Annotated in this window: 15 protein-coding genes and 3 pseudogenes; 7 read left to right on the top strand and 11 right to left on the bottom strand. The window is 74.6% G+C overall.

Features of this window, described 5'->3' with window-relative positions; all coding sequences use genetic code 11:
• Positions 1 to 307: 307 nt before the first annotated feature.
• Positions 308 to 4,069, top strand: a complete 3,762-nt coding sequence (locus AAHZ94_RS02515; protein WP_349990168.1) for an nSTAND1 domain-containing NTPase — start codon at positions 308 to 310, stop codon at positions 4,067 to 4,069.
• Positions 4,070 to 4,177: 108 nt separating this feature from the next.
• Here the strand turns inward: AAHZ94_RS02515 and AAHZ94_RS02510 are convergent, their stop codons facing one another.
• Positions 4,178 to 5,161 (bottom strand): glycoside hydrolase family 16 protein, encoded by a 984-nt coding sequence (locus AAHZ94_RS02510; protein ID WP_349990167.1) that lies wholly within the window; start codon positions 5,159 to 5,161, stop codon positions 4,178 to 4,180.
• A gap of 773 nt (positions 5,162 to 5,934) precedes the next feature.
• Between AAHZ94_RS02510 and AAHZ94_RS02505 the strand changes: the two genes are divergently transcribed.
• Together AAHZ94_RS02505 and AAHZ94_RS02500 are read left to right on the top strand one after the other, a co-directional pair.
• Entirely contained in the window at positions 5,935 to 7,458 is a 1,524-nt protein-coding gene (locus AAHZ94_RS02505) for an MFS transporter (RefSeq protein WP_349990181.1), read from the top strand.
• Between the two features lie 544 nt (positions 7,459 to 8,002).
• Positions 8,003 to 8,941, top strand: a pseudogene (locus AAHZ94_RS02500) (SpoIIE family protein phosphatase); the annotation flags it as partial.
• A gap of 206 nt (positions 8,942 to 9,147) precedes the next feature.
• Here AAHZ94_RS02500 and AAHZ94_RS02495 read toward each other — a convergent pair.
• Positions 9,148 to 9,915 (bottom strand): succinate dehydrogenase/fumarate reductase iron-sulfur subunit, encoded by a 768-nt coding sequence (locus tag AAHZ94_RS02495; RefSeq protein WP_349990166.1) that lies wholly within the window; start codon positions 9,913 to 9,915, stop codon positions 9,148 to 9,150.
• Positions 9,912 to 10,580 (bottom strand): annotated as a pseudogene (locus AAHZ94_RS02490) (hypothetical protein); the annotation flags it as partial. The gene AAHZ94_RS02495 and the pseudogene AAHZ94_RS02490, both read right to left, overlap by 4 nt.
• On the opposite strand from AAHZ94_RS02490, the gene AAHZ94_RS02485 reads away from it, so the two are divergent.
• Together AAHZ94_RS02485 and AAHZ94_RS02480 are read left to right on the top strand one after the other, a co-directional pair.
• A complete protein-coding gene (locus tag AAHZ94_RS02485) occupies positions 10,486 to 10,737 on the top strand; it encodes a hypothetical protein (RefSeq protein ID WP_349990165.1) in 252 nt (83 codons plus the stop codon). The pseudogene AAHZ94_RS02490 and the gene AAHZ94_RS02485 overlap by 95 nt on opposite strands.
• Before the next feature lie 252 nt (positions 10,738 to 10,989).
• Positions 10,990 to 11,247 (top strand): hypothetical protein, encoded by a 258-nt coding sequence (locus tag AAHZ94_RS02480; RefSeq protein WP_349990164.1) that lies wholly within the window; start codon positions 10,990 to 10,992, stop codon positions 11,245 to 11,247.
• A gap of 234 nt (positions 11,248 to 11,481) precedes the next feature.
• Here AAHZ94_RS02480 and AAHZ94_RS02475 read toward each other — a convergent pair whose 3' ends face one another.
• The 5 genes from AAHZ94_RS02475 to AAHZ94_RS02455 all read right to left on the bottom strand — a co-directional run bounded on the left by AAHZ94_RS02475 (position 11,482) and on the right by AAHZ94_RS02455 (position 15,667).
• On the bottom strand, positions 11,482 to 12,177 hold the full coding sequence (locus tag AAHZ94_RS02475; protein WP_349990163.1) for an HAD family hydrolase: 696 nt from the start codon (positions 12,175 to 12,177) through the stop codon (positions 11,482 to 11,484).
• Positions 12,178 to 12,567: 390 nt separating this feature from the next.
• A complete protein-coding gene (locus AAHZ94_RS02470; RefSeq protein ID WP_349990162.1) occupies positions 12,568 to 13,362 on the bottom strand; it encodes an SAM-dependent methyltransferase in 795 nt (264 codons plus the stop codon).
• A 208-nt stretch (positions 13,363 to 13,570) separates the two neighbouring features.
• Positions 13,571 to 14,650: a protein kinase family protein gene (locus tag AAHZ94_RS02465; RefSeq protein WP_349990161.1), complete on the bottom strand. Its 1,080-nt coding sequence runs from the start codon at positions 14,648 to 14,650 to the stop codon at positions 13,571 to 13,573.
• A 242-nt stretch (positions 14,651 to 14,892) separates the two neighbouring features.
• Entirely contained in the window at positions 14,893 to 15,174 is a 282-nt protein-coding gene (locus AAHZ94_RS02460) for a hypothetical protein (RefSeq protein ID WP_349990160.1), read from the bottom strand.
• 25 nt (positions 15,175 to 15,199) lie between these two features.
• Entirely contained in the window at positions 15,200 to 15,667 is a 468-nt protein-coding gene (locus AAHZ94_RS02455; protein WP_349990159.1) for an ATP-binding protein, read from the bottom strand.
• 119 nt (positions 15,668 to 15,786) lie between these two features.
• On the opposite strand from AAHZ94_RS02455, the gene AAHZ94_RS02450 reads away from it, so the two are divergent.
• Positions 15,787 to 16,662: a helix-turn-helix domain-containing protein gene (locus AAHZ94_RS02450; RefSeq protein ID WP_349990158.1), complete on the top strand. Its 876-nt coding sequence runs from the start codon at positions 15,787 to 15,789 to the stop codon at positions 16,660 to 16,662.
• Between the two features lie 245 nt (positions 16,663 to 16,907).
• Positions 16,908 to 17,708: pseudogene (locus tag AAHZ94_RS02445) on the top strand (SAM-dependent methyltransferase); the annotation flags it as partial.
• Positions 17,709 to 18,018: 310 nt separating this feature from the next.
• On the opposite strand, the gene AAHZ94_RS02440 reads toward AAHZ94_RS02445, so the two are convergent.
• The 3 genes from AAHZ94_RS02440 to AAHZ94_RS02430 form a co-directional block, all read right to left on the bottom strand.
• Positions 18,019 to 18,672: a response regulator transcription factor gene (locus tag AAHZ94_RS02440; protein ID WP_349990157.1), complete on the bottom strand. Its 654-nt coding sequence runs from the start codon at positions 18,670 to 18,672 to the stop codon at positions 18,019 to 18,021.
• 180 nt (positions 18,673 to 18,852) lie between these two features.
• Positions 18,853 to 20,544: a sensor histidine kinase gene (locus AAHZ94_RS02435; protein ID WP_502964564.1), complete on the bottom strand. Its 1,692-nt coding sequence runs from the start codon at positions 20,542 to 20,544 to the stop codon at positions 18,853 to 18,855.
• Between the two features lie 113 nt (positions 20,545 to 20,657).
• Positions 20,658 to 20,850 (bottom strand): hypothetical protein (locus tag AAHZ94_RS02430; RefSeq protein WP_349990155.1); only part of this gene is annotated, 193 nt, incomplete at its 5' end.

Raw genomic sequence — 20,850 nt, 5'->3', positions numbered from 1 at the left:
GGCAGTTCGGGCGGTGCGCGCCGGGAACTCCACCCACCGGCGCGAGCGGACACGGACGAGACGACGCTCGAAGCCCCGGGCTGAAGACCGTGCTGGCGGGGCGGGTTGCGAGGGGCCGGGGGCCGGCGGGGCACGGGGCGCGGCGCCGCGGCACGGGAGCGGCACCGGCCACGGAGACCCTCAACGACCGTAGCGTGAGCACCCAGTTGCACAGCGCAGCTGCGGTGCTTACCGTAAGCCCCGTTCATTGGGGACGGCGGCCCGGACAACGCGTCAGGGGTGGCCCGTTGGGACGAGTGGGGCGAGTGTGGGACGCAGTCAACGGCCGTTAAATCCTCACGACGGGCCCGTCGAGGCGTTCGCCGTGGCGCTGCGGACGCTGCGCAGCGGCGCCGGGAACCCCACCTACCGCGCCATGGCCCAGCGCGCGGGGTACGCGGTGACGACCCTCTCGCAGGCGGCGGCCGGCGAGCGGCTGCCCTCGCTGCCGGTCACCCTCGCCTACGTGCGCGCCTGCAAGGCCGACCCGGTCGAGTGGGAAGCGCGCGGGCACGCCGCCGAGACGGCGACCCGCGAGGCGCGGCGGACGCCTGAGGGCGCCGAGGACGACGCCCCGTACCGCGGGTTGGCACGCTTCGAAGTGTCCGACGCCGCGGTGTTCTTCGGCCGCGACACGCTCACCCAGCGGCTGGCGGAACTCGCCGCCGAACACCGCTTCATCGCCGTCTTCGGCCCGTCGGGCAGCGGGAAGTCCTCGCTGCTGCGCGCGGGCCTGGTGCCCAGGCTGCGTGCCGGCGAGGGCTTCGGGGCGCCGGTGGCCGCGGTCCGCATCCTCACCCCGGGTGCCCATCCGCTGGCCACCCACGCCCAGCACCTGGAGCCCGCCGCGGACGAGGGTGACACCTGGATTCTGGTCGACCAGTTCGAGGAGCTGTACACGCTGTGCGAGGACCCGGCCGAACGGGCCGCGTTCCTCGACAAGTTGCTGACCGCCCGCGCCCCGCAGCACCGGCTGCGTGTGGTGATCACCGTACGGGCGGACTTCCTCGACCAGTGCACCGCGCACCCGGAGCTGACCGCGGCGATGCAGGACGCCACCGCGCTGGTCGGCCCGATGAGCGACGCCGAGCTGCGGGAGGCGATCACCAAGCCCGCCCGCAGCCGCGGCCTGGTCGTCCAGCGCTCCCTGACCGACCGCATCCTGCGCGAGGTGCAGGGCGAGCCCGGCGGGCTGCCGCTCATGTCGCACGCCCTGCTGGAGACCTGGCGGCACCGCAAGGGCGCCGCGCTCAACGAGAGCGCCTACGAACTCGCCGGCGGGCTGCACGGCGCCATCGCCCGTACCGCGGAGGGCGCGTACGCGGCGTTCACCTCGGCGCAGGCCGCGCTGGCCCGGCAGATCCTGCTCCGGATGGTCGCCCCGGGCCGCGGCACCGCCGCCACCCGGCGCCCCATCGACCGCACCGAACTCGACTTCGACGCACACCAGGACGCCGAAGCCGTCCTGGAGCGACTGGCCGCCGCGCGGCTGCTCGTCATCGCCGGCGACACCGTCGAACTGGCCCACGAGGCCCTCATCACCGCCTGGCCCCGGCTGCGCCGCTGGGTGGAGGCCGAACGCGAGCGGATGCGGCTGCACCGGCGGCTGACCGAGGCCGCCCGCGCCTGGCAGGACCTGGACCAGGAGCCGGGCAGCCTGTACCGCGGCAGCCGGCTCGCCGCAGCGACCGAGGCGTTCCCCGCCGGCACCCAGCGCGAACTGACCTCGCTTGAGCGGACCTTCCTCGCCACCTCGGTGCGCTACCGGCGGCGCGCCCTGCGCCGCAGCCGGTCGGTCATCGCCGGTCTCGCCGTCCTCGCGCTGCTGGCCACCGGGGCCGCCGTGATCGCCGTCCAACAGCGCGGCACCGCACGCTCGGAGCGGGACACCGCCGTCTTCCACCAGCTCACCGCCGAGGCCGACGCGGTACGCGGCACGCAGACCTCGCTCGCCGCCCAACTCGACGTCACCGCCTACCGCAGGCGCCCGAGCGCCGAGCTGTACACCCGACTCCTCGGCGACGCGCACGGCCCGCTGTCCGCCCCGCTGTTCGGCCACACCGACTTCGTCCGGGCGCTCGCCTACCGGCCCGACGGGCGCCTGCTGGCCAGCGCGAGCGAGGACCGGACGATCCGGCTGTGGGACACCGCCGACCCCGGGCACGCTCGGGCGCTGGGCCGGCCGACGGTCACACACGGCGAACGGGGCCCGCGCTCGCTGGCCTTCAGCCCCGACGGGCGGCTGCTGGCCAGCGGCGGGCACGACAACACGGTGCGCCTGTGGGACGTGTCCGATCCGGCCCGCATCACCCCGGTCGGCCCGGTGCTCACCGGCCACCAGGACGGCGTGATCTCGCTGGCCTTCTCGCCCGACGGCAAGGTCCTGGCCAGCGGCAGCGACGACGAGACCGTCCGGCGCTGGGACGTCTCCCGGCCCGCCGCGGCCCGTCCGCTGGGCCGCCCGCTGGTGGCCGACACGGCCGACGGGGTGCGCGCGGTGGCCTTCAGCCCCGACGGCAAGACGCTGGCCACCACCGGCTTCGACCAGCGCATCCGGCTGTGGAACGTCACCGACCCCGCCCGCCCGACGCTGCGGGGCCGCCCGCTCGAAGGCCACCAGGAGCCGGTGTGGTCCCTGGCCTTCAGCCCGGACGGACACACCCTGGCCAGCGCCGGCTACGACCGTACGGTCCGCCTGTGGGACGTGACCGACCCGCAGCGCCCCCGCCGCAGGGGCGAGCCGCTGACCGGCCACGAGGACGCGATCTGGGCCGTCGCCTTCAGCCCTGACGGCGAGACGCTGGCCAGCGCCGGCCTCGATGACACGGTGCGGCTGTGGTACGTGAAGAACCCGGACTACCCCAAGTCGCTCGGGGAGCCGCTGACCGACCACACGGACGGCGTGTGGGCCGTTGCCTTCAGCTCCGACGGGCGCACCCTGGCCAGCGCCGGCCGGGACCAGGCCGTACGGCTGTGGCGGCGCCCCGACACCCTGCTCACCGGACACACCGAACCGGTCAACGCGGTCGCCTTCCACCCCGAGGGACGCCTGCTGGCCAGTGCGGGCAACGGGGGCGCCGTCCGGCTGTGGGACACCTCGAATCCGGCCCGCCCGCGCCGGCTGCCCACCCTCGCGGGCCGGGACCCGGTGGCCGCCCTCACCTTCAGCCCCGACGGCCGGCTGCTGGCCGCCGCCGGGGAGGGGGGCGCCGTACGGCTGTGGCGGGTGGTCGGCCCGAACCGGGTGCGGCCGGTGACCGGGCCACCCGTCGAGCACGGTGCCGATGTGGCGGCCGTCGCCTTCAGCCCCGACGGCCGCACGCTCGCCAGTGCCGGCGAGGACGAGGCCATCCGGCTGTGGGACCTCTCCGACCCGGACCGACCGCGCGCCCTGGGCCGGCCGCTGACCGGCCACACCAACAAGGTCGTCGCGCTGGCCTTCAGCCCCGACGGCCGGACCGTGGCCAGCGGCGCCGAGGACAACACCGCCTGGCTGTGGGACGTCTCCCGGCCCACCAGGGGGCACCGCCTCGCCGAACTGCGCGTCGACTTCGACGGCTTCGTGACGGCCGTCGCCTTCAGCCCCGACGGCCGGACCGTGGCCACCGGCGGCGTCGACCGCAAGATCCGGCTGTGGAACGTCACCGACCCGGCCCGCCCCACGCCGTACGGGCCCCCGCTCACCGGCCACCGGGACCCGGTACGGGCGCTGGCCTTCCGGCCGGACGGCCAGCAGTTGGCCAGTGGCTCGGGCGATGACACGGTTCGGCTGTGGGACACCCGCGACCCGGCCGCCGCCCGCCCGCTGGGCGACCCGGTCCGGGGCCACTACGACGTGGTGACCTCACTCGCCTACCACCCCGACGGGACCGCCCTGGCCACCGGCAGCTACGACGCCCGCACCCGGGTGTGGCTGCTCCCGGTCGACCAGGCCGTCGCCCGCACCTGCGCCGCCACCCGCGGCACCCTCACCCGGGCCGAGTGGCGCCGGCACGTCGAACAGGTGCCGTACCAGCCGCCCTGCCGGTGAAGGCGGGCCCCAAGACCGGGGCCCGCCGGGCCGGCGTCACGCGGCGGAAGCGCGGGGCGCAGGCGGGGGAGCGGGGACCGGGCGTGCCCCACGGCCCGGCCCGTGCCCTTACTTGACGGTCTGTCCGCGCTTGGTCTTGTACGGGTACACCCTGGCCCAGTCCACCTCGTAGACCGCGCGCTGGAGGTCGGAGCCGTAGAAGTTGTCGAGCTGGATCGTCTGGTGCATGGAGGGCGCGCACTGGATGCACTTGCGGATGTCGTTGGCGCCGCCGGAGAAGCTGTACCACTGGACGCCGTCGACGAAGCCGCGGACGTGGTCGGGGGTCCACTCGACCGCGATGTTGTGCCACTGCGACAGGTCCACGCCGCACTTCTGCGCGAACTTCTGCTGCACCGGTACGTCCGGGTCGTGCGGGTAGTGGATGAACGCCTCGGCGCACTCCTCACCCGGCGCGCCGTTCTCCAGGAAGTCGTACTCGCCGTCCTCGGGGTGCTCCTCCGAGTCGGGCCACAGGATCAGCAGCGGGTGGTACTGCCGGTCGTTGTTCTCACCGATCCCCTGGGAGCGCACGCGGGCCTCCCAGCGGCCGTAGCGCTGCCCGTACCGCGAGGCGAGCCACCCGCTGTCGCCGTTCTCCTCGCCGGTCTGGCGCAGCACGCCGCCGAAGACCCGGGTGTTCTTGTCGCAGCGCTTGCCGTTCTTCGCGTGGCCGGGCCAGCACTTGTCCACCCCGCCGCCGGCCAGCTTCCAGCGGTCCTGCTTGGGCACGGCCGGCTTCTGCGTGGAGCCGTAGTCGAACTCGTCCGACCACTGGGGGAGCGGCGCGCCCCAGCCGTTGCGCGCTGCGGCGGTGGCGGATGTGCCACCGCGGCAGTCCGTGGCGTCCGCGGTCCGCGGCGAGCCGACACCGGGGACGGCTGCCGTGCCCGGCGTGATCGCGGGGGCCGGTGCGCAGCGTTCCGCACCTGCCAGCGCGGTGCTGGGCGCTGCCGCGCTGCCGGTAACCGGAACGGTCGCGGCGAGCGCCGCGACCGATGCCGCTGCCAGCATCCGGCGCAGCACCCGCGGACTCCCCATCTTCCGCTTCATCCGCATCCTTGCTCTTCCCCTTTCGGCGGCGCGGGCGCCGCACACATCGAACGCGTTCCTCCACTTGGCCGGGGAGCCGAAACCGACTCCCCGGACCACCGGCCGACCAGGGCCGACCACCCCCGTCGACGGCGGTGTCGACCGGCGGGGATCAGCTCATCGAGGCGTGGATTGTTCAGCAAGCCGCGACGGGCACACGGAACAAAAAACTCGCCCGCGTACGGCCGTTGGCCTCGGCAAACGACGACGGGGGCAGGGACGGAAGTGGGGTGTTGGCGCGGTGTGCACGGCAGCGGTCGGCGCCGGAAGCGGGTGGTTCGGCGGGTGGTCGCGCGAGTGGCGACCCGCGTCCGACGGATGGTGTACGGGGCCGGCCGGGCCGTTTCGCGGGAGCCTTGGAGCGCCGGCGCCCGGCCCGTACCACCGATGGTGAACTGCCGTCCGTGGCACGGCCGTCGTGCCGCCCGACGCGCTTCCGCCCACAAATCGATCGACGCCGAGCGCCCCGGCTGACTAGGGTCGCCGGCTGTGACCCATGCCTATGCCCCTGTCATGCGGAACCTCCGACGAGGCGCCCACGCCCCGGCCCGGGGGAGGGCGAGTCGACCCGCCGGTGGGTGGGTGCGCGGCGGGCCGCGCCGTGTCCCCGCCCCGGTCGGCGCCCCCGCCAGGAGGCCGCGGTGACGGGCGGTGCCGCGGCGCCCGCCGAGGCCCCCGCCGACGGGCTGTTCTCGCGCACCTACGCGGCGGCCACCGCCAGCTTCGCTGCTGTCATGTTCCTGACCGGACTGGCGGCGCTGGCCGTCGTACCCACCCTGCCGACCGCCGCCCGAGCCCTGGACGGGGTGTCCCTCTTCCCGCTGGTGGCCGGGTCGTTCGTGGCCGCGAGCCTGCTCGGCGGGGTGCTCGGCGGGCACTGGGCGGACCGGCACGGGGCGCGGCTGCCGCTGGCCGCGGGCATGGTGCTCGCCGTTCTCACCCTGGTGGTGTCGGCGGCCAGCACCAGCATCTGGCAACTGGCGGCCGGCCGCTTCCTGGACGGCGTGGCCGGCGGCATGGTCGCGGTGGCGATCAACACCGCCATCGGCCAGGCGTACCCCGAGCACCTGCGGCCCCGGGCACTGGCCCTGATGAGCGCCTGTTGGGTGGTGCCCTCCCTGGTCGGGCCGCCGCTGGCCGGCCTGGTGGTCGACTGGTGTTCCTGGCGCGCGGTGTTCTACGGGCTCGCCGGCCTCACCCTGCTCCCCACCGTGGCCGTGCTCTTCGCCCTGCGCCGCCTCCCGCACCACGCGCCGGTCGCGGAGGTATCGCCGGCGACGATCCCGGCGACCGCGGCGACCGGTGCGCCTCCGGCGACCGCGGCGGAGCCAACGACCGAGACTGCGACGGCTCCGACGACCACGAAGGCTCCAGCGACTGCCGCCGTGGAGTCAAACCAGGCGACTGCCGTGATGCCAACCCCGGTGACCGCAGCCAAGCCAACCCTGGGGCCCGCCGAGGAACCAACGCCGGCGATCACCGAGCCAACCCCCAAGGCCGACCCGGACCAGCCGCGCCCGGCGCTGCTGACCGCGATCGGGGTGAGCGTGGGCGCGGCGCTCGGCCAGTACGGCGTCTCCGGTTGGGACCTGCGCCATCTGCTGTTCACCGCGGGCGGGTTGGTCGCACTGGTGCTGTGCGCGCCGCGGCTGCTGCCGCCCGGCACCTGGCGCGCGGCGCGCGGCCTGCCGGCCCCGGTGCTGCTGTGCGGCCTGGGGTCCGGAGTCTTCTTCACGCTGGAGGCCCTGGTTCCGCTGCTGTTGGTGACCGACAGGGACGCCCCGCCCCTGGTGATCGGGCTGGCCTTCACCGGCGCAGCCGTGGCCTGGGCCGCCGCCTCCTGGGTGCAGGGCAACCTGCTCCGCGGCACCGCGCGCCACCGGCTGGTGGTGGCCGGTGCCTGCGTCCAACTGGGCGCGGTGGGCGTCGCCGTCGTCGGCACGCTGCCCGAGGTGCCCGCGTACACCGCCGCCGCTGCCATGCCGCTCGCGGCCGTCGGCATGGGCCTGTACGCACCCTCGCTGACGGTGCTCTCGCTGGCCCACAGCCCCGCGGGGCGCCAGGGTTACGCCAGCAGCGCCATGCAGACCAACCAGAACCTGGGCCAGATCAGCGTCCTCGGCCTCGCCGCCGCCCTGCTGAACGCGGCACTGGCGCTGGGCGCGTCAGATACGACCGGCTACGCCGCCGCCTTCGGCCTGCTGCTCGTGCCGACCGTGGGGGCGGCCCTGCTCGCCGTACGGGCGCGGCAGGTCTGAGCGTCGACCACCGTGGCGTCCGTACGGGTCGGACGCGGAGGCGCCCCGGCGAGGGGGCGGGACGAGCGCCCAGCCCGTCACCCTGGCCCGGCACAACCCACGCCACCCGAAATCGCCTCACCCAAGAGCACCTGAACTCGCCCCACTCCAACTCAACCCAGCTCAACCCAACCCGCGCGGCAGGGCCAGCGCGGACCGTTGGTTGTGGCTTGCGGCGAGGGGGGCGCGCCGGGCCGGCGGCCGGCGGGGCGTCGGCCCGGGCGGCGGTGAGCTGGCTGTTCCGGCGGGGTCTTGGTGGTTCATCGGCGGCTCGGCGGGGCGCCCGGTGGGCAGCTCCAGGACCGTGGTCCGTCGGCGGGGTGGGGGCCCCACCCGGCCCAGGTGGGTGGGGTCGGGCCGAGTGGGTGCCCCGGGGCCCGGCGCGGGGGGGGGCGGCGGGGCCCGGGGGGGGCCCCCGGGGGGGGGGGGGGCCCCCCCCGGGCCGGGGGGGGGGGGGGGGGGGCGGGGGGGGGCCCCGGGCCCCGGGGGGGGGGCCGCCCGCGGCGGCGGGGGGGCCCCCCCCGGGGGCGGCCGCGCCGCCGGCACCCGGGGCGCCGCCGGCGACTCCGACCTGTCCGAGATATACCTGGCCACCTGCGTCTACGCGGTCTACGACCCGGTCACCCGGCGCTGCACCATCGCCAACGCCGGCCACCTGCCGCCGGTGCTGGTCCCGCAGGGCGAACAGCCGCGGCTGGTGGAGCTGCCGCCCGGGATGCCGCTCGGGGTGGGCGGCGAGCCGTTCGAGGAGATGGAGTTCGAACTGCCGGACGGGGCGCTGCTCGCGCTCTACACCGACGGGCTCGTCGAGTCGCGCGACCACTCGCTCGACGTGGGCAGCGAGGCGCTGCGCAGCGCACTGACCGACCCGCCCGTCACCGCCGACGACATCAGCCCGCTTGAGGGCTACTGCGACCACGTACTCAACGCGCTCGACACCCACCACGGCGAGGACGACACGGCGCTGCTGATGGCCAGGGTGCAGGGGCTGCCGGCCGGTTCGGTCGGCGACTGGCGGCTGCCGCGCGAGCCGCGCTCGGTGGGCCGGGCCCGCGAACTGGCCTGCCAGCAACTGCGCGAATGGGGCCTTGAGCCGCTGGTGGACACGGCGGAGCTGCTGGTCAGCGAGTTGGTGACCAATGCGCTGCGGTACGGCGAGATGGGCGTGCCGCCGGCCAAGCAGGGCGGCGAGATCCGGGTGCGGCTGCTGCTCGACCGCAGCCTGGTGTGCGAGGTGTGGGACGGCGGCCTGGTGCAGCCGCGCCGCCGTCGCGCCCGCGACACCGACGAGGGCGGGCGCGGCCTGCAACTGGTCGGCCTGCTCAGCGCCGCGTGGGGCAGCCGCCGCACGCCGCGCGGCAAGACCGTCTGGTTCGAACTGGCCCTGCCGAGCGGCGACGCGGTCGCGGTGGACGCGGGCGAGGCCCTGCTCAGCCTGTTCTGACGCGGCGCTCAGCGTGTTCTGACGCGGCGGGGGGGGGGGGGGGGGGGGGGGGGGCGCGCGCCCCCGCCCCCGCCCCGGCGGCGGGCCGGCGGGGGGGGGGGGGGGGGGCCCCCCCCCCCCCGGGCGGCCGACGGCCAGGGGCGGCCGGCCCGGTGGTCAGGGGCGGACCGCCGGACCGGGGGCCCGGCGGCCGGTGGGCGGGGCGGCTACTCGCCCCGGCGCCTGATCTTGTTGCCCAGCCACACCAACGGGTCGTACTTGCGGTCCACGGCCCGCTCCTTCAGCGGGATCAGGGCGTTGTCGGTGATGCGGATGCCCTCGGGGCAGACCTCGGTGCAGCACTTGGTGATGTTGCAGTAGCCGAGGCCGTGTTCCTCCTGGGCGGTGCGCTTGCGGTCGATGCCGGTGTCGTCGGCCGCGTCCAGCGGATGCATGTCGAGTTCGGCGATGCGCATCAGGAAGCGCGGCCCGGCGAACGCCGCCTTGTTCTCGTCGAAGTCACGCACCACGTGGCAGGTGTTCTGGCACAGGAAGCACTCGATGCACTTGCGGAACTCCTGCGAGCGCTCCACGTCCTGCTGCGCCATCCGGTACGCGCCGGGTTCGAGGTCGGCCGGCGGGACGAACGCGGGGATCTCGCGGGCCTTGGTGTAGTTGAAGGACACGTCGGTGACCAGGTCGCGGATGATCGGGAAGGTCCGCATCGGGGTCACCGTGATGGTCTCGGTCGGCTCGAAGACCGACATCCGCGTCATGCACAGCAGCCGCGGCCGGCCGTTGATCTCGGCGCTGCACGAGCCGCACTTGCCGGCCTTGCAGTTCCAGCGGACCGCGAGGTCGGGGGCCTGGGTCGCCTGGAGCCTGTGGATGATGTCGAGGACCACCTCGCCCTCGTTGACCTCGACGGTGAAGTCCCGCAGGCCCCCGCCGTCCGCGTCGCCCCGCCACACCTTGAAGTGCGCCTGGTAGCTCACCGGCTCAGCTCCTCGTCCGTCAGGTACTTCACCAGTTCCTCCTTCTCGAAGAGGTGCAGGAGGTCCGGCCTGATCGGCGGCGTCGCCCGGCGCTCCAGCCGGATCTGCCCGGCCGCCGCCCCGGTCCCGCCGGCCGCGCTTTCCGCCCCGGCTGCGCCGGTCCCCGCGGCCCCGTCAGTCGCAACCCCGGCCCCGTCCGCCACGCCGTCTCCCGCCGCAGCCGTACCCGCCGCAGCCGTACCCACCGCACGCCCGTCCGCCGCCAGCCGGCAGACCAGGTTCACCGGGCGCCAGGCCCGGTCCATCGCCGGATGGTCGTCGCGGGTGTGGCCGCCGCGGCTCTCGGTGCGCTCCAGCGCCGCCCGTGCGATGCACTCGCTGACCAGCAGCATGTTCCGCAGGTCGATGGCGAGGTGCCAGCCCGGGTTGAACTGCCGGTGCCCCTCGACGCCGGCCCGCGCGGCCCGCTCCCGCAGCCCGGCCAGCCGGTTCAGCGCCTCGGCCATCTCCTCGTGCCGGCGGATGATGCCGACCAGGTCGTTCATCGTCTGCTGGAGCTCCTGGTGCAGGGTGTACGGGTTCTCCACCGGGCCGCCGGCGCCCGCGCCGCCGTCCTCAGTGCCGCCGTCCGCCGCGCTGAACGGGCGCAGCGCCTCCCCCCCCGCCCCCGCCGGGCCGGGGGGGGGGGGTGGGAGTAGATATTATGGTGGTCGTGTTGGTGTGGGGGGGGGGGGCCCCCCCCGGGCCGGCGGCGCGCCGCGGGGGGGGGGGGGGGGGGGGGGGGGGGGGGGGGGGCCCCCCCCCCCCCCCCCCCGCCGCTAGTACGGGCCGTGACGCGTGTGACCGCTGGTGCACCCAGGGCGACATTGACCTGGTGGCCGGCCGTGCGCGGGGCGCGACTGCGGCAGCGGCCAGGCTGATGGTACGCACCGGGCGCACGGGTCTTCGGGGCCCACGACGCTTCCCGAACCACGTACGTACGCGCACGTCACACGGGCTTCTCAGAGCGCGTGGGCCACATGTCTACCTGTGGGTAAGCGTTCTCGGCCGCCCGTGCAGGGGAAGGCTGAGCCCGTGAATGCATACGAATGGGATCGCACGACGATGGCCATGATCGCCTGCGCGCTCGCCAACGACAGCGACGGCGCGGGTGCCCTCCTGGAACCGATGGACGCCCACGACCTGCGTCACGTCGTCGTCAGGCTGGCCGCGATGGCGGCCGAGGCCCTGATCAGCGAGGCCGGCCAGGCCGGGACCGGGCGGGAGGAGGTCATCGCCCGCTGGCAGGCCAGCATCCTCGCCCACGAGTCCCGGCGCGACGCGGCACCGTAGACGGCCCGCGTCCCGGCCCTTGCCCCGGACCCGCCCTGGCCCTTTGGAGGTGCGGACATGCGGGTGCGGGTGCGGGTGCGGGTGTGTCGGCGTGGAGTCCGGATGCAGTCGGGTTGGGATCGCCGGATGCGGGTGGTGGGTGTGGCGGGTGTGTCGGCGTGGGAGGTCGGGTGCGGCCGGGTTGCCGGTGGGGGGAGAGGGTGTGTCGGGCGGGCCCGGCCGCGGGTGGGTGGCTCAGCCGAGCAGGTCGAGCAGCGGGCGCAGACTGTCGGGGCGCTCGGCCACCGGCAGCGGGTCGACGAAGTGCACCCGACAGCCGAGCGCCGCCGCCCCACCATCGGCCCGCCGGTTGTCGCCGACCATCACCGTCTCCGGCGCACAGCAACCGAGCGTCGCACAGGCCAATTGGAACAGCGCCGGGTCCGGCTTCTGGATGCCGTGCTCGAAGGAGAGCAGGTACGCATCGACATAGGTGTCGAGCCCGTGGGCGCGGAAGACCGGCCGCAGATCCCATCCGATGTTGCTCACCACCCCGATCCGTACGCCGTGTTCGCGCAGCGCGGTCAACACCTCGGCGGCGTCCGGATACGGTGCCCAGGCGGCCGGCTCCCTGTGTCGTGCGTACAGCGCCTCGTGCAGGTCCTCGTGGGGCAGGCTCACCTGTCGGGACTGGGCGAGGTACGCGGCACGGTGCCGGGCGCCGCTGAGGTCGCGGGTCCGCCACCCGTCGGCCAGGTGGGCGGGGACCTCCCGCGGGAGCGTGCCACCCGGCTGGGCCCCCACCTCCTGTAACTCCGTGAGACAGCGGGCGAACTCCGCCGGCGCGAGCGACTGGCCGACCGCGTCCGCCGCGGCCCGCAGCCACTGGTCGGCGGGTTCGATGCGGAAGAGGGTGCCGGAGAAGTCGAAGAGCGTGCACTTGGGCATCATGGCGTCATGATGCCCAGAAGCGGCACGCACGTGCCGGTCGCCCCGGATGCGTGCGTGGCCCGCCCCGGCCGCCGGATTGCCCCGACGCCTGTGCGCGCGGACAGCGCCACACACGCCCGACCGGAAGCGGTCGACCACTCCAACTCCCTTACGTAGCAAGGCGGTTGGGACGCCCACTCGCGAACCGACGCCTCCGCGCCGCCCCGCGTCCGGTCGGGCATCCGACGGCAGCCGATTGCCTCCATGGCCCGTCCGTCGCTGCCCCCGGCCCTGCCTCCGCGGACTGGCGCGCCGTGCTCACCGGACGGCGCGCGGTGCGAAGGTCTGACGGCGCGCGGCGGATGCGCAGGGTGCTTCGGGTAGCTGTTGGGTGGGGCGGAGTGGCCGGTGTTACGGCTTGCTCGCCACTCCCGCGTACATGTTGACGGTGTTGGCGTCGGCGACCGGCTCGCCCGGGTTGGGGCGCCAGTGGTGCATGGGGACGACGCCGGGGTCCAGCAGGTCCAACCCGTTGAACAGCTCCGTCACTTCGGCGTGCGAGCGCAGGTACATCGGGATGCCGCGACGGGTGTAGGTGGCCGCGAGTTCGATGGACTCGGGGGCCAGGTCCGCGGTGGCCAGCGTGATGGCGAGCTGGCTGCCGGGGGCCAGCGGCTCCATCAACTGCTGGATGAGGCCGCTGGCGTCCGCCACGAACTGGAGCACCGCGATGACGGTGAGCGCCACCGGGCGGCGCAGGTCCAGCGTCTCGTGCAGGTCGGGCGCGGCCAGTATCTTGTCGGGTTCGCGCATGTCGGCCTCGATGTACGCGGTGCGGCCCGCCGGGGTGCCGGTCAGCAGGGCGCGGGCGTGGGCCAGCACGATCGGGTCGTTGTCCACGTACACGACCCGCGCCGACGGTGTCACACCCTGCACCACCTGGTGCAGGTTGGGCGCGGTGGGAATGCCCGTACCGATGTCGAGGAACTGGTCGATGCCGGCCTCGGTCGCCAGCCAGTGGGCCATCCGGTGCATGACCGCACGGTTGATGTGCATGCTGGTCCGCAGCCCGGGCCAGGCTTCGAGCGCCGCGGCAGCCGCCGCCCGGTCGGCCTCGTAGTTGTCCTTGCCGCCGAGGATGAAGTCGTACACCCGCGCCGAATGCGCCCTGCTGAGGTCGATGCGCTCGGTGTTGTTGCCCGTCATGTCCGTCTGCCTTCCGGTGTCGTGCTGGTCGTGGGGGTGCCGGTGGAGCCCGCACCCGGGCCCTTCCCCTTCTCGTCGGCCTCGTGGTCGTGCTGCGTGCGGTGCCTGCGGCGTACGCGGAGACGAGTGCAGCGTGCCGCAGGGGTCGGCCACTTGGGTACGGGTGTGCGGCAATGGCCGCCGTACGGGGCGGTGTCGGCTGGGGGCGTCACGGCAGCGGCGCCCGTTCGCGCAGGCGTGCGGCCGGGAACGGCGTCCGCTTGCTGACGGTGAGCAGGTCGCGCTGGAAGTCGTACATCAGCAGCGCGGCCGGTGCGAACCGGTCGACCAGGGCGGCGTCCGCCGGTGCGAGCCCGGCCCGCAGCCGCTCCGTGGGCCAGGCCCGGAGGAACGCCGGGTAGTCCCATCCGAGCGGCGGTTCGGCCAGTACGTGGTAGCGCAGCAGGTGGCTGAGTGTGTCGTAGTGGTCGTACCCGAGGTGGTCGGTGAGGAAGGCGGTCTCGTCCGCGGCGAGTTCGAAGGAGGAGCTGAGGGCCAGGCCGAAGTCGGCGAAGTACAGCAACTCGCCGTCGGTGAGCACGTTGCGGAAGTGGGCGTCGAAGTGGACCAGCCCCCGGGAGCGCAGGAACGAGGCGCCGCGCACCAGCGCGTCCGCCACCCACGGGTGGGGCGAGCCGCCCGGCGCCGCGGCGTCCCGGCGGGCGGCTAGCCAGTCGGCGAGGGTGTGCGGCAGGTGTTCCAGGAACAGCACCAGGCTGGTGCGTGAGGCGCCGATGGCCTCCAGCCGGTCGCGGACCGCGGGGGAGCCGTCCCAGTGCGCCACGGCCCCGTCGACGCCGCCGAACTCGTCGACGAAGCCGTCGGGCGGGGAGTCGGGCAGCACCCGCCAGTGGTAGGTCAACGGGAAGCCCGGATGGGCGCCGCCCAGCACCCACTGGGTGGTCAGGGTGTGCACCGCCAACTCGCGCCAGGCGCCGAAGCCGGCCGAGCCGATCCCGTACTGGTACCACGGCGGCAGCCGGAACAGGTTGGCCGTGGAGTGCGCGTGCTCGGGCCGTAGTTCCCGCTCCGTGAGCGGAATCCGCTTGACGAACACCGGAGTTCCGGCGACCTCCACCACCGCCGTCCTGCCCCCGATGCCCGAGTCGGGCACCGGGGCCGCGGCGAGCAGCGCCCGCAGCCGTTGGTCGCTGAGTGCGGCCAGCGCACCGGCCGCGGTCCGCCGGGCCGCCAGCCGGGCGGCAAGTCGATCGGCGTGTCGATCGGCTGCGGCGGTGCTGTGGTGCATGCGGGACTCCAGGGGCGTACGAGCTGACGCCGCGGCGCGGCCCCACCATGATCCACACCGCGGTCCGCGCAGGGTGCGACGGGGTGGCTGAACCGGTCCTGACCAGCGGCGGGGGCGAGGGTGATGGGGTGGGCCAACCGTGCCGCGCGGCCGGTGGGTTGGGCCGGGCGCAGGTCTGTGCGCCGTGTATGCCGCGCCCGGTGGGCCCGGGGAACGGCGCGCGCGTGGTGCGGGTGGCGCGGTCACGGCTGTTGCGGCGGGGACCAGACGTGCGGCCAGCGCAGCCACCGCCCCGGATCGTGGGCCGCGCTGCTCGGCGGCGACCAGATGAGTGCCTCGGCAGGCAGCAGGATGCCTAGCTGCCCCCAGCCGGCGATGGCGGGGGAGGGGCCGCAGCCGGTGGGGTCGCCCACCGGGTAGGGCGCTTGACCCAGGGCCTCCAGCCGGGCCAGGGCATCGTGCAGATCGCGTACGGCGCGTTCGATCTCGGTGGCGGGCATGTCCAGTCCGGGGTCGGGCAGCATGGGCGGTCCTCTCGCGCTGGGCAGGTTACAACTCGGCCCACACCTGGCGGTTGGCGCGGTCGATATGGGTGCCGCAGGCCCGGGACATGGCCGCCACGAGCAGCAGGCCGCACCCCGTCTCGCGCAGCGTTCCCAGCGAACCCCCGGTGCCCTCCGGCGCGCACCGGGGCCGGGGCACGCTCGTACCCGGCAGCCCCCACACGCTCAGCCGCACCGTGTCGCGGGTGCGCTGGATGTGGCACCACACCATGCGCAGGGGTCTGCCCCGGTGCCGGGCGCCGTGGTGGATCGCGTTCTCGACCAACTCGCCGATCAGCAGGGCCGCGCGCTCCCTCTGGTACTCGTCCATGCCCCAGTGGCGCAGGGCGTTCCGGGCGTGGCCCCGGGCGCTGGCCGCCCCCTCGGGGACGGCGGGCACCCAGCGCGCACAGCCGTCGGAACGGCGCCGCCGCCGCTCGTGGGGTGACTGCGGGGTGAACGTCTCGTCAGTCATGGGCACCACAATGCGTGTGAATCACACCGTGTGCAATTCACACAGTACGATTCGCGTTGCTCGGCAGCCGTTCGGTCGCCGTGCGACGGGGGCGAGTTGGGCATGCGAAGAGGGGCGCCGTGAGCAGGCCGCGGTCGGGTCCGACGGTGGAACACCGCGTACTCGCCGCCCGGTTGCGCCTGCTGCGGGAGGTCGCCGGCGTCTCGCTGGCCGAAGCCGCCACCGTACTGGGCAAACACACCATGACCGTGCGCCGCATCGAATCCGCCGAGACCGCGCTGGACGTCGGCCAGATCGAGATGCTGTTGCGGCGGTACGGGGTGCCCCCGCGCGAGGTCGACCGGACGCTGGCCGCGGCCGTCGCCGCCAGCCGCCGCGGCTGGTGGCACCGGCACCGGGCGGCCCTCACACCCGGCCAACAGCGCTGGATCGGCATGGAGTCGGCCGCCGCACTGATCCGCCTCTGGCATCCCACCCTCGTCCCCGACCTGCTGCGCACCCCGCGGTACGCGGCGGCCCTGCATGCCCTGCGGGCCCGCGCCGGCACCCCGGACGGCTCGCGGCCGGCATCGACGGACGAGGTCGTCACCCTGCTGAGGGAACGTCAGCAACGTTTGCACGAACGCGGTGCCAGGCTGTGGGTGCTGCTCGGCGAAGCCGCCCTGCACACCACCGTCGGCGGTGCGCAGGTGATGGCCGAGCAGCGACGGGCGCTCGCCGAGGCCGCCGCGCGCGAGGGCTGCACCCTCCAGGTCATGCCGCTGGGCGCGCCGCCCCACCCGCTGAGTGAGACCCCGCCGCTGCGGCTGCTGCGCATTCCGGCACCCGAGATCGACGACCACGCGGTGTGGCGGTCACCCGGCGGCACCGAGGAGATCACCGACGTACCGGACGTCGTCGAAGCCCTGCGTGAGGCCCTGGACGCGGCCTGCGCGGCGGCACCCCACCCCACCACTCCGCTCCCCACCCACCCAGGAGAGGCAGCCACCCCATGACGACCGTGGACCCGCGCGGACAGGCCGCGCCGCCCCATCCGCCGGCCGCGCCCCGCCTGCCGGCCGAGACAGACCGTACGGCGGGACGGGACGGGTCGCCCCGGACGACCGGCCCCAGCCGGCTGGTGCCGCCCGCCGCGGGCCCGACCGGCGACGACCACACCCCGGGTGCCGACGATCCCACCCCGGCCGGCGACGACCACACCGCGGCCGGCAATCACCACACCGCGGCCGGCGACGATCCGACCCCCGGCGGTGCGACCGCCGCGCCGACCGGAGTGGACGCCACGGTGCCGCACTCGGCCCGCGTCTGGGACTGCCTGTTGGGCGGGAAGAACCACTACGCCGTCGACCGCCGGGCGGCCGCCGCCTTCGCGGCTGCCATCCCCCACGTCCGGGCCTATGCCAGGTCCGGCCGCGGGTTCCTGATCCGCAGTGTGCGCCATCTGGCCGGCCCGTTGGGGGTGCGGCAGTTCCTGGACGTCGGGGCCGGGCTGCCCACCGCGTACAACACCCACGAGGCGGCGCAGGCCGTCGCCCCCGAGGCGCGGATCGTGTACGTGGACCACGACCCGATGGTCCTGATGCATGTGAACGCCCTGCTCAGCAGCGCACCCGAGGGTGCGACCAGCTACGTCGAGGCCGATCTGCGGGACACCGGAACCGTGCTTGAGGCCGCCGCCCACACCCTGGACCTGGGCCGGCCGGTCGCGCTCGTCCTCTCCGACGTGCTCGGCCACGTCGCCGACGACGCCGAGGCCAGGGCGGTCGTCCGCGCCCTGGTCGCCGGGCTCGCGCCCGGCAGCTATCTGGCCCTCAGCCACGCCGCCCCCGGCGATCCGGTGGCGGTGGCAGCCCAGGACGCCTACAACGCCAGCGGCGCGATCCCCTTCGTACTCCGCGACCGGCAGCGGATCGCCGGCTTCTTCGACGGCCTCGACCTGCTCGAACCCGGCCTGGTCAGTTGGCCGAAGTGGCGCCCGGACGCCACCACCGAACAGCACGAGCACGTGCCGGGGTACGCGGGGCTCGCCCGCATTCCGTAGCGGGGTGCCTCGTTGCCCGGGGTGGGACCTTGCGGGCTTGGCCCAGGGCGGGACCTCAGGGTGCTGCTCAGGGTGGGACCTTACGGGGCGCTGCCCAGCGTGGGACCGCGCTGGGTGCCTGCCCAGGGTGGGACTTCAGGGTGGGACCGCGTGATGCCGCCAAGGGGGGACCGCACGGAGCTGCTCAGGGTTGGACCACTGGGTGGGACGGCTGGGTGGGACCCCACCGTGCTACCGAAGGCGGCGCGCCAACCAACCAATCAGCCAGCCAGCCGGTTGGTTGGGCGGTGGGGCGCGACGCCGCGCGGGGTCACACGCCAAGGCCCGCGTCGCGGGCCAACAGCGCTGCCTGGACGCGGTTCTCGCAACCCAGCTTGGCCAGGATGCGGCTCACGTACGTCTTCACCGTGGCCTCGCTCATGTGCAGGCGCGCTCCCGCGTCCGCGTTGGACAGCCCCTCGCCGAGCAGGGCCAGCACCTCCTGCTCGCGGGGGGGGAGGGCGGCCAGCCGGCGTCGGGCCTCGTCGACGCGGCTGGTGTGGCGGCCGGTGGCCAGCGAGTCCACCACGTGCCGGGGGGCGCCCGGCGACAGGTAGGCGTCCCCGGCCGCCGCGGCGCGCACCGCGCCGATCAACTCCCCGGGCGCCGAGTCCTTGAGGAGGAACCCGGCGCTGCCCTCGGTCAGGGCCCGCAACACGTTCTGCTGCTCACCGAAGGTGGTGAGGATCAGGACGTTGGTCTGCGGCACGGCCTTGCGCAGTTCGGCCAGCGCCGTCAGGCCGTCCATGACCGGCATCTGGATGTCGAGCAGGACGACGTCCACGCGTCCGGCCCTGGCCAGTTCGACGGCCTCCCGGCCGTTCCCCGCCTCCCCGACCACCTCGATGTCATCGGCCGAGGTGAGGATCATCCTGATGCCGGCCCGGATGAGGGGCTCGTCGTCGGTGACGAGGACCTTGATCACGACTCTCCTGCACTGCCTCGGAGTGGAACAACCCTACGGCCCCACATCATTGCCGATCATCGCACCGAACTGATCACCGCACCGGGTCGGCACCCACCCACACGGCACGCCCCCGGGCACACCCGCACGTCACACCCACCCGCGGGCAGTGGCGCGTACCGGGCCTTACCGGTACGCGCCTCACGTCTCGACCATGAAGGACCGCTTCTCGACCAGAACGCCGTCCTTGAAGCAGAAGCGGAACACCGGGTCCTTGCTCCAGGTGCTCGGCTCGCTCGACAACAGGGTCAGGCAGGTGGCGCCGGCAGGCTCGGGCGGCGCGCCCTTCTCCAGGTCGTCGGTGAGGAAGGTCTTGCCGTCCGGCAACTGGTCGCGGACCTCGGCTTCGGACTGCCCCACCCGCACCGCGTCGTAGTCCGCACGGTCGATCATGGCCTTGTCTATGTCGTCCATCATCAACCACGCGGCGATGCCGAGCCCCGCCAACATCAAGAAGATGACCAGCGCTGCGATGCCGCAGCCGATCGCCACACCACTGCTCCGTCTGCTCTTGCTCATCGCCTTCACCAGCTCCTTCGGCAGGCCGTACCCGTCCATGACCGGGCCACCCTGACCGATGAGGGGCACGGGGGACTGCCGCCGGAGGTCGCTGGTCGTGTCGACGAACGTCGCTGGCGGGACGGGCGCTGCGGGCGGGGCGGATGCCGCGGGCGCCTGGGCGGCCGTGCCGTCGGCCGGTGCGTACGGCAACATGCCCGCCAGCCGGAAGCCGCCGGCGGCGGTCGGGCTCGCGTGCAGCATGCCGCCGATGAGCCGGGTCCGCTCACTCAGCCCGGTGAGCCCCTGACCACCACTCACCACGCTGTGCGGGGTGCCCGTCGGGGCGGGCGCCGGACCGTTGGCGACCTCCACGACGAGCGAGTCGGGCTCGTAGCGCAGCTCCACCGTGATCACCGCGCCGGGAGCGTGCTTGTGGGCGTTGGTCAGGCCCTCCTGGGCCACCCGGTACGCCGCGTGGTCCACGGCCGACGCCAGCGGACAGGGCGAGCCGGTGCGCCGCAGCTCCACCTCGGTACCGGCCGCGCGGGAGGCCGCCACCAGGCCGTCGATGCCGGCCACCCCGCGGGTCGCCGTCTCGCCCTCGGCAGCCGGCTCCGCGGACCAGGTGCCGTCCCGCAGCAGGCCCACCACCTCGCGCAACTCGTGCATGGCGGCCACCGATGCCTCGCGCAGGATGCGTACCGCCGCCCGCTGGTGGTCGGTCAGCTCGCGGTCCACCTCCAGTGCGCCGCTGTGCACCGACATCAGGACGAGCTGGTGGCCCAGGCTGTCGTGCATGTCCTGGGCGATGCGCTGCCGCTCCCGCATCCGGGCCTGTTCGGCGACCATGGTGCGCTCGCGCAGCATCTGGGCGTTGTACTCGCGGAGCGTGTCGACGAGCGTGCGGCGCTGCGCCGAGTAGCGGCCGGCCAGCCCGGGCACCACCACGAACACCAGCAGGGCCAGGGCCGGGAAGACCCAGACGGTCGGCGAGTGCGGGAGCTCGACCACGATCGACAGAACCAGGCCGAGCAGGTACGCGACGGCGAAGACGGCCGCCGCCCGGCCGATGCCGGCGATCCGCCGCCCCGCGGACCAGGCGGCGACGGGTACCAGCAGCCCGAGCCCGGGGAACGCGGTCGAGACCGAGACGCTGAACAGCAGCACCGTCGCGGGCAGCACCCGGCGCAGCGGCCCGGCCAGCGCGGCCAGCAGGGCCACGCCGACGATCCGGAGGGTCCCGCTGCTGGAGAGGGCCTCGGCGAGCACGGCAGCCAGCGCCAGGGCCGCGCTCAGCAGCACCTCGCCCGCGATGCGGCGCGGCGGCCACATCTCGCGCGCCGCCAGCTTCCGGGCGGGCTCCGTCAGCCGTCGGGCCCACCCACCCCACCCCACCGCGTCCCCTTGGGGAACCCAGGTCCCATACGCCACGCTTTTCACACGATTCACTCGACAACGTTAAGCGCACCCGCCCACCCACCACATCCACCGTCCGTCGCGACGCGCAGCACCGAAAGTTGATGGGTGAAGTAGGTGAGGGGACGGCCCGCAAGGGTGCGGGCCCGGGGCGCCTGGGGTGAGCTGGTCGGCCGGGTGAGCCGCCCGGCCACTCGGCCCACCCCGGTAGCGTGGCGCGGC

This window comes from Streptomyces sp. HSW2009 (assembly GCF_040240285.1).
Lineage (GTDB): Bacteria > Actinomycetota > Actinomycetes > Streptomycetales > Streptomycetaceae > Streptomyces.
Note: the sequence above shows the minus strand (reverse complement) of the source record. Positions and strands in the feature narration are given on the sequence as shown.

What these genes read in the sequence shown, in the direction of transcription:
- AAHZ94_RS02510 (WP_349990167.1), bottom strand. Translation starts at nt 5,161, where the DNA reads ATGAAGCGGAAGATGGGGAGTCCGCGGGTGCTGCGCCGGATGCTGGCA.
- AAHZ94_RS02505 (WP_349990181.1), top strand. Translation starts at nt 5,935, where the DNA reads ATGTTCCTGACCGGACTGGCGGCGCTGGCCGTCGTACCCACCCTGCCG.
- AAHZ94_RS02475 (WP_349990163.1), bottom strand. Translation starts at nt 12,177, where the DNA reads ATGATGCCCAAGTGCACGCTCTTCGACTTCTCCGGCACCCTCTTCCGC.
- AAHZ94_RS02470 (WP_349990162.1), bottom strand. Translation starts at nt 13,362, where the DNA reads ATGACGGGCAACAACACCGAGCGCATCGACCTCAGCAGGGCGCATTCG.
- AAHZ94_RS02465 (WP_349990161.1), bottom strand. Translation starts at nt 14,650, where the DNA reads ATGCACCACAGCACCGCCGCAGCCGATCGACACGCCGATCGACTTGCC.
- AAHZ94_RS02460 (WP_349990160.1), bottom strand. Translation starts at nt 15,174, where the DNA reads ATGCTGCCCGACCCCGGACTGGACATGCCCGCCACCGAGATCGAACGC.
- AAHZ94_RS02455 (WP_349990159.1), bottom strand. Translation starts at nt 15,667, where the DNA reads ATGACTGACGAGACGTTCACCCCGCAGTCACCCCACGAGCGGCGGCGG.
- AAHZ94_RS02435 (WP_502964564.1), bottom strand. Translation starts at nt 20,544, where the DNA reads ATGTGGCCGCCGCGCCGCATCGCGGGCGAGGTGCTGCTGAGCGCGGCC.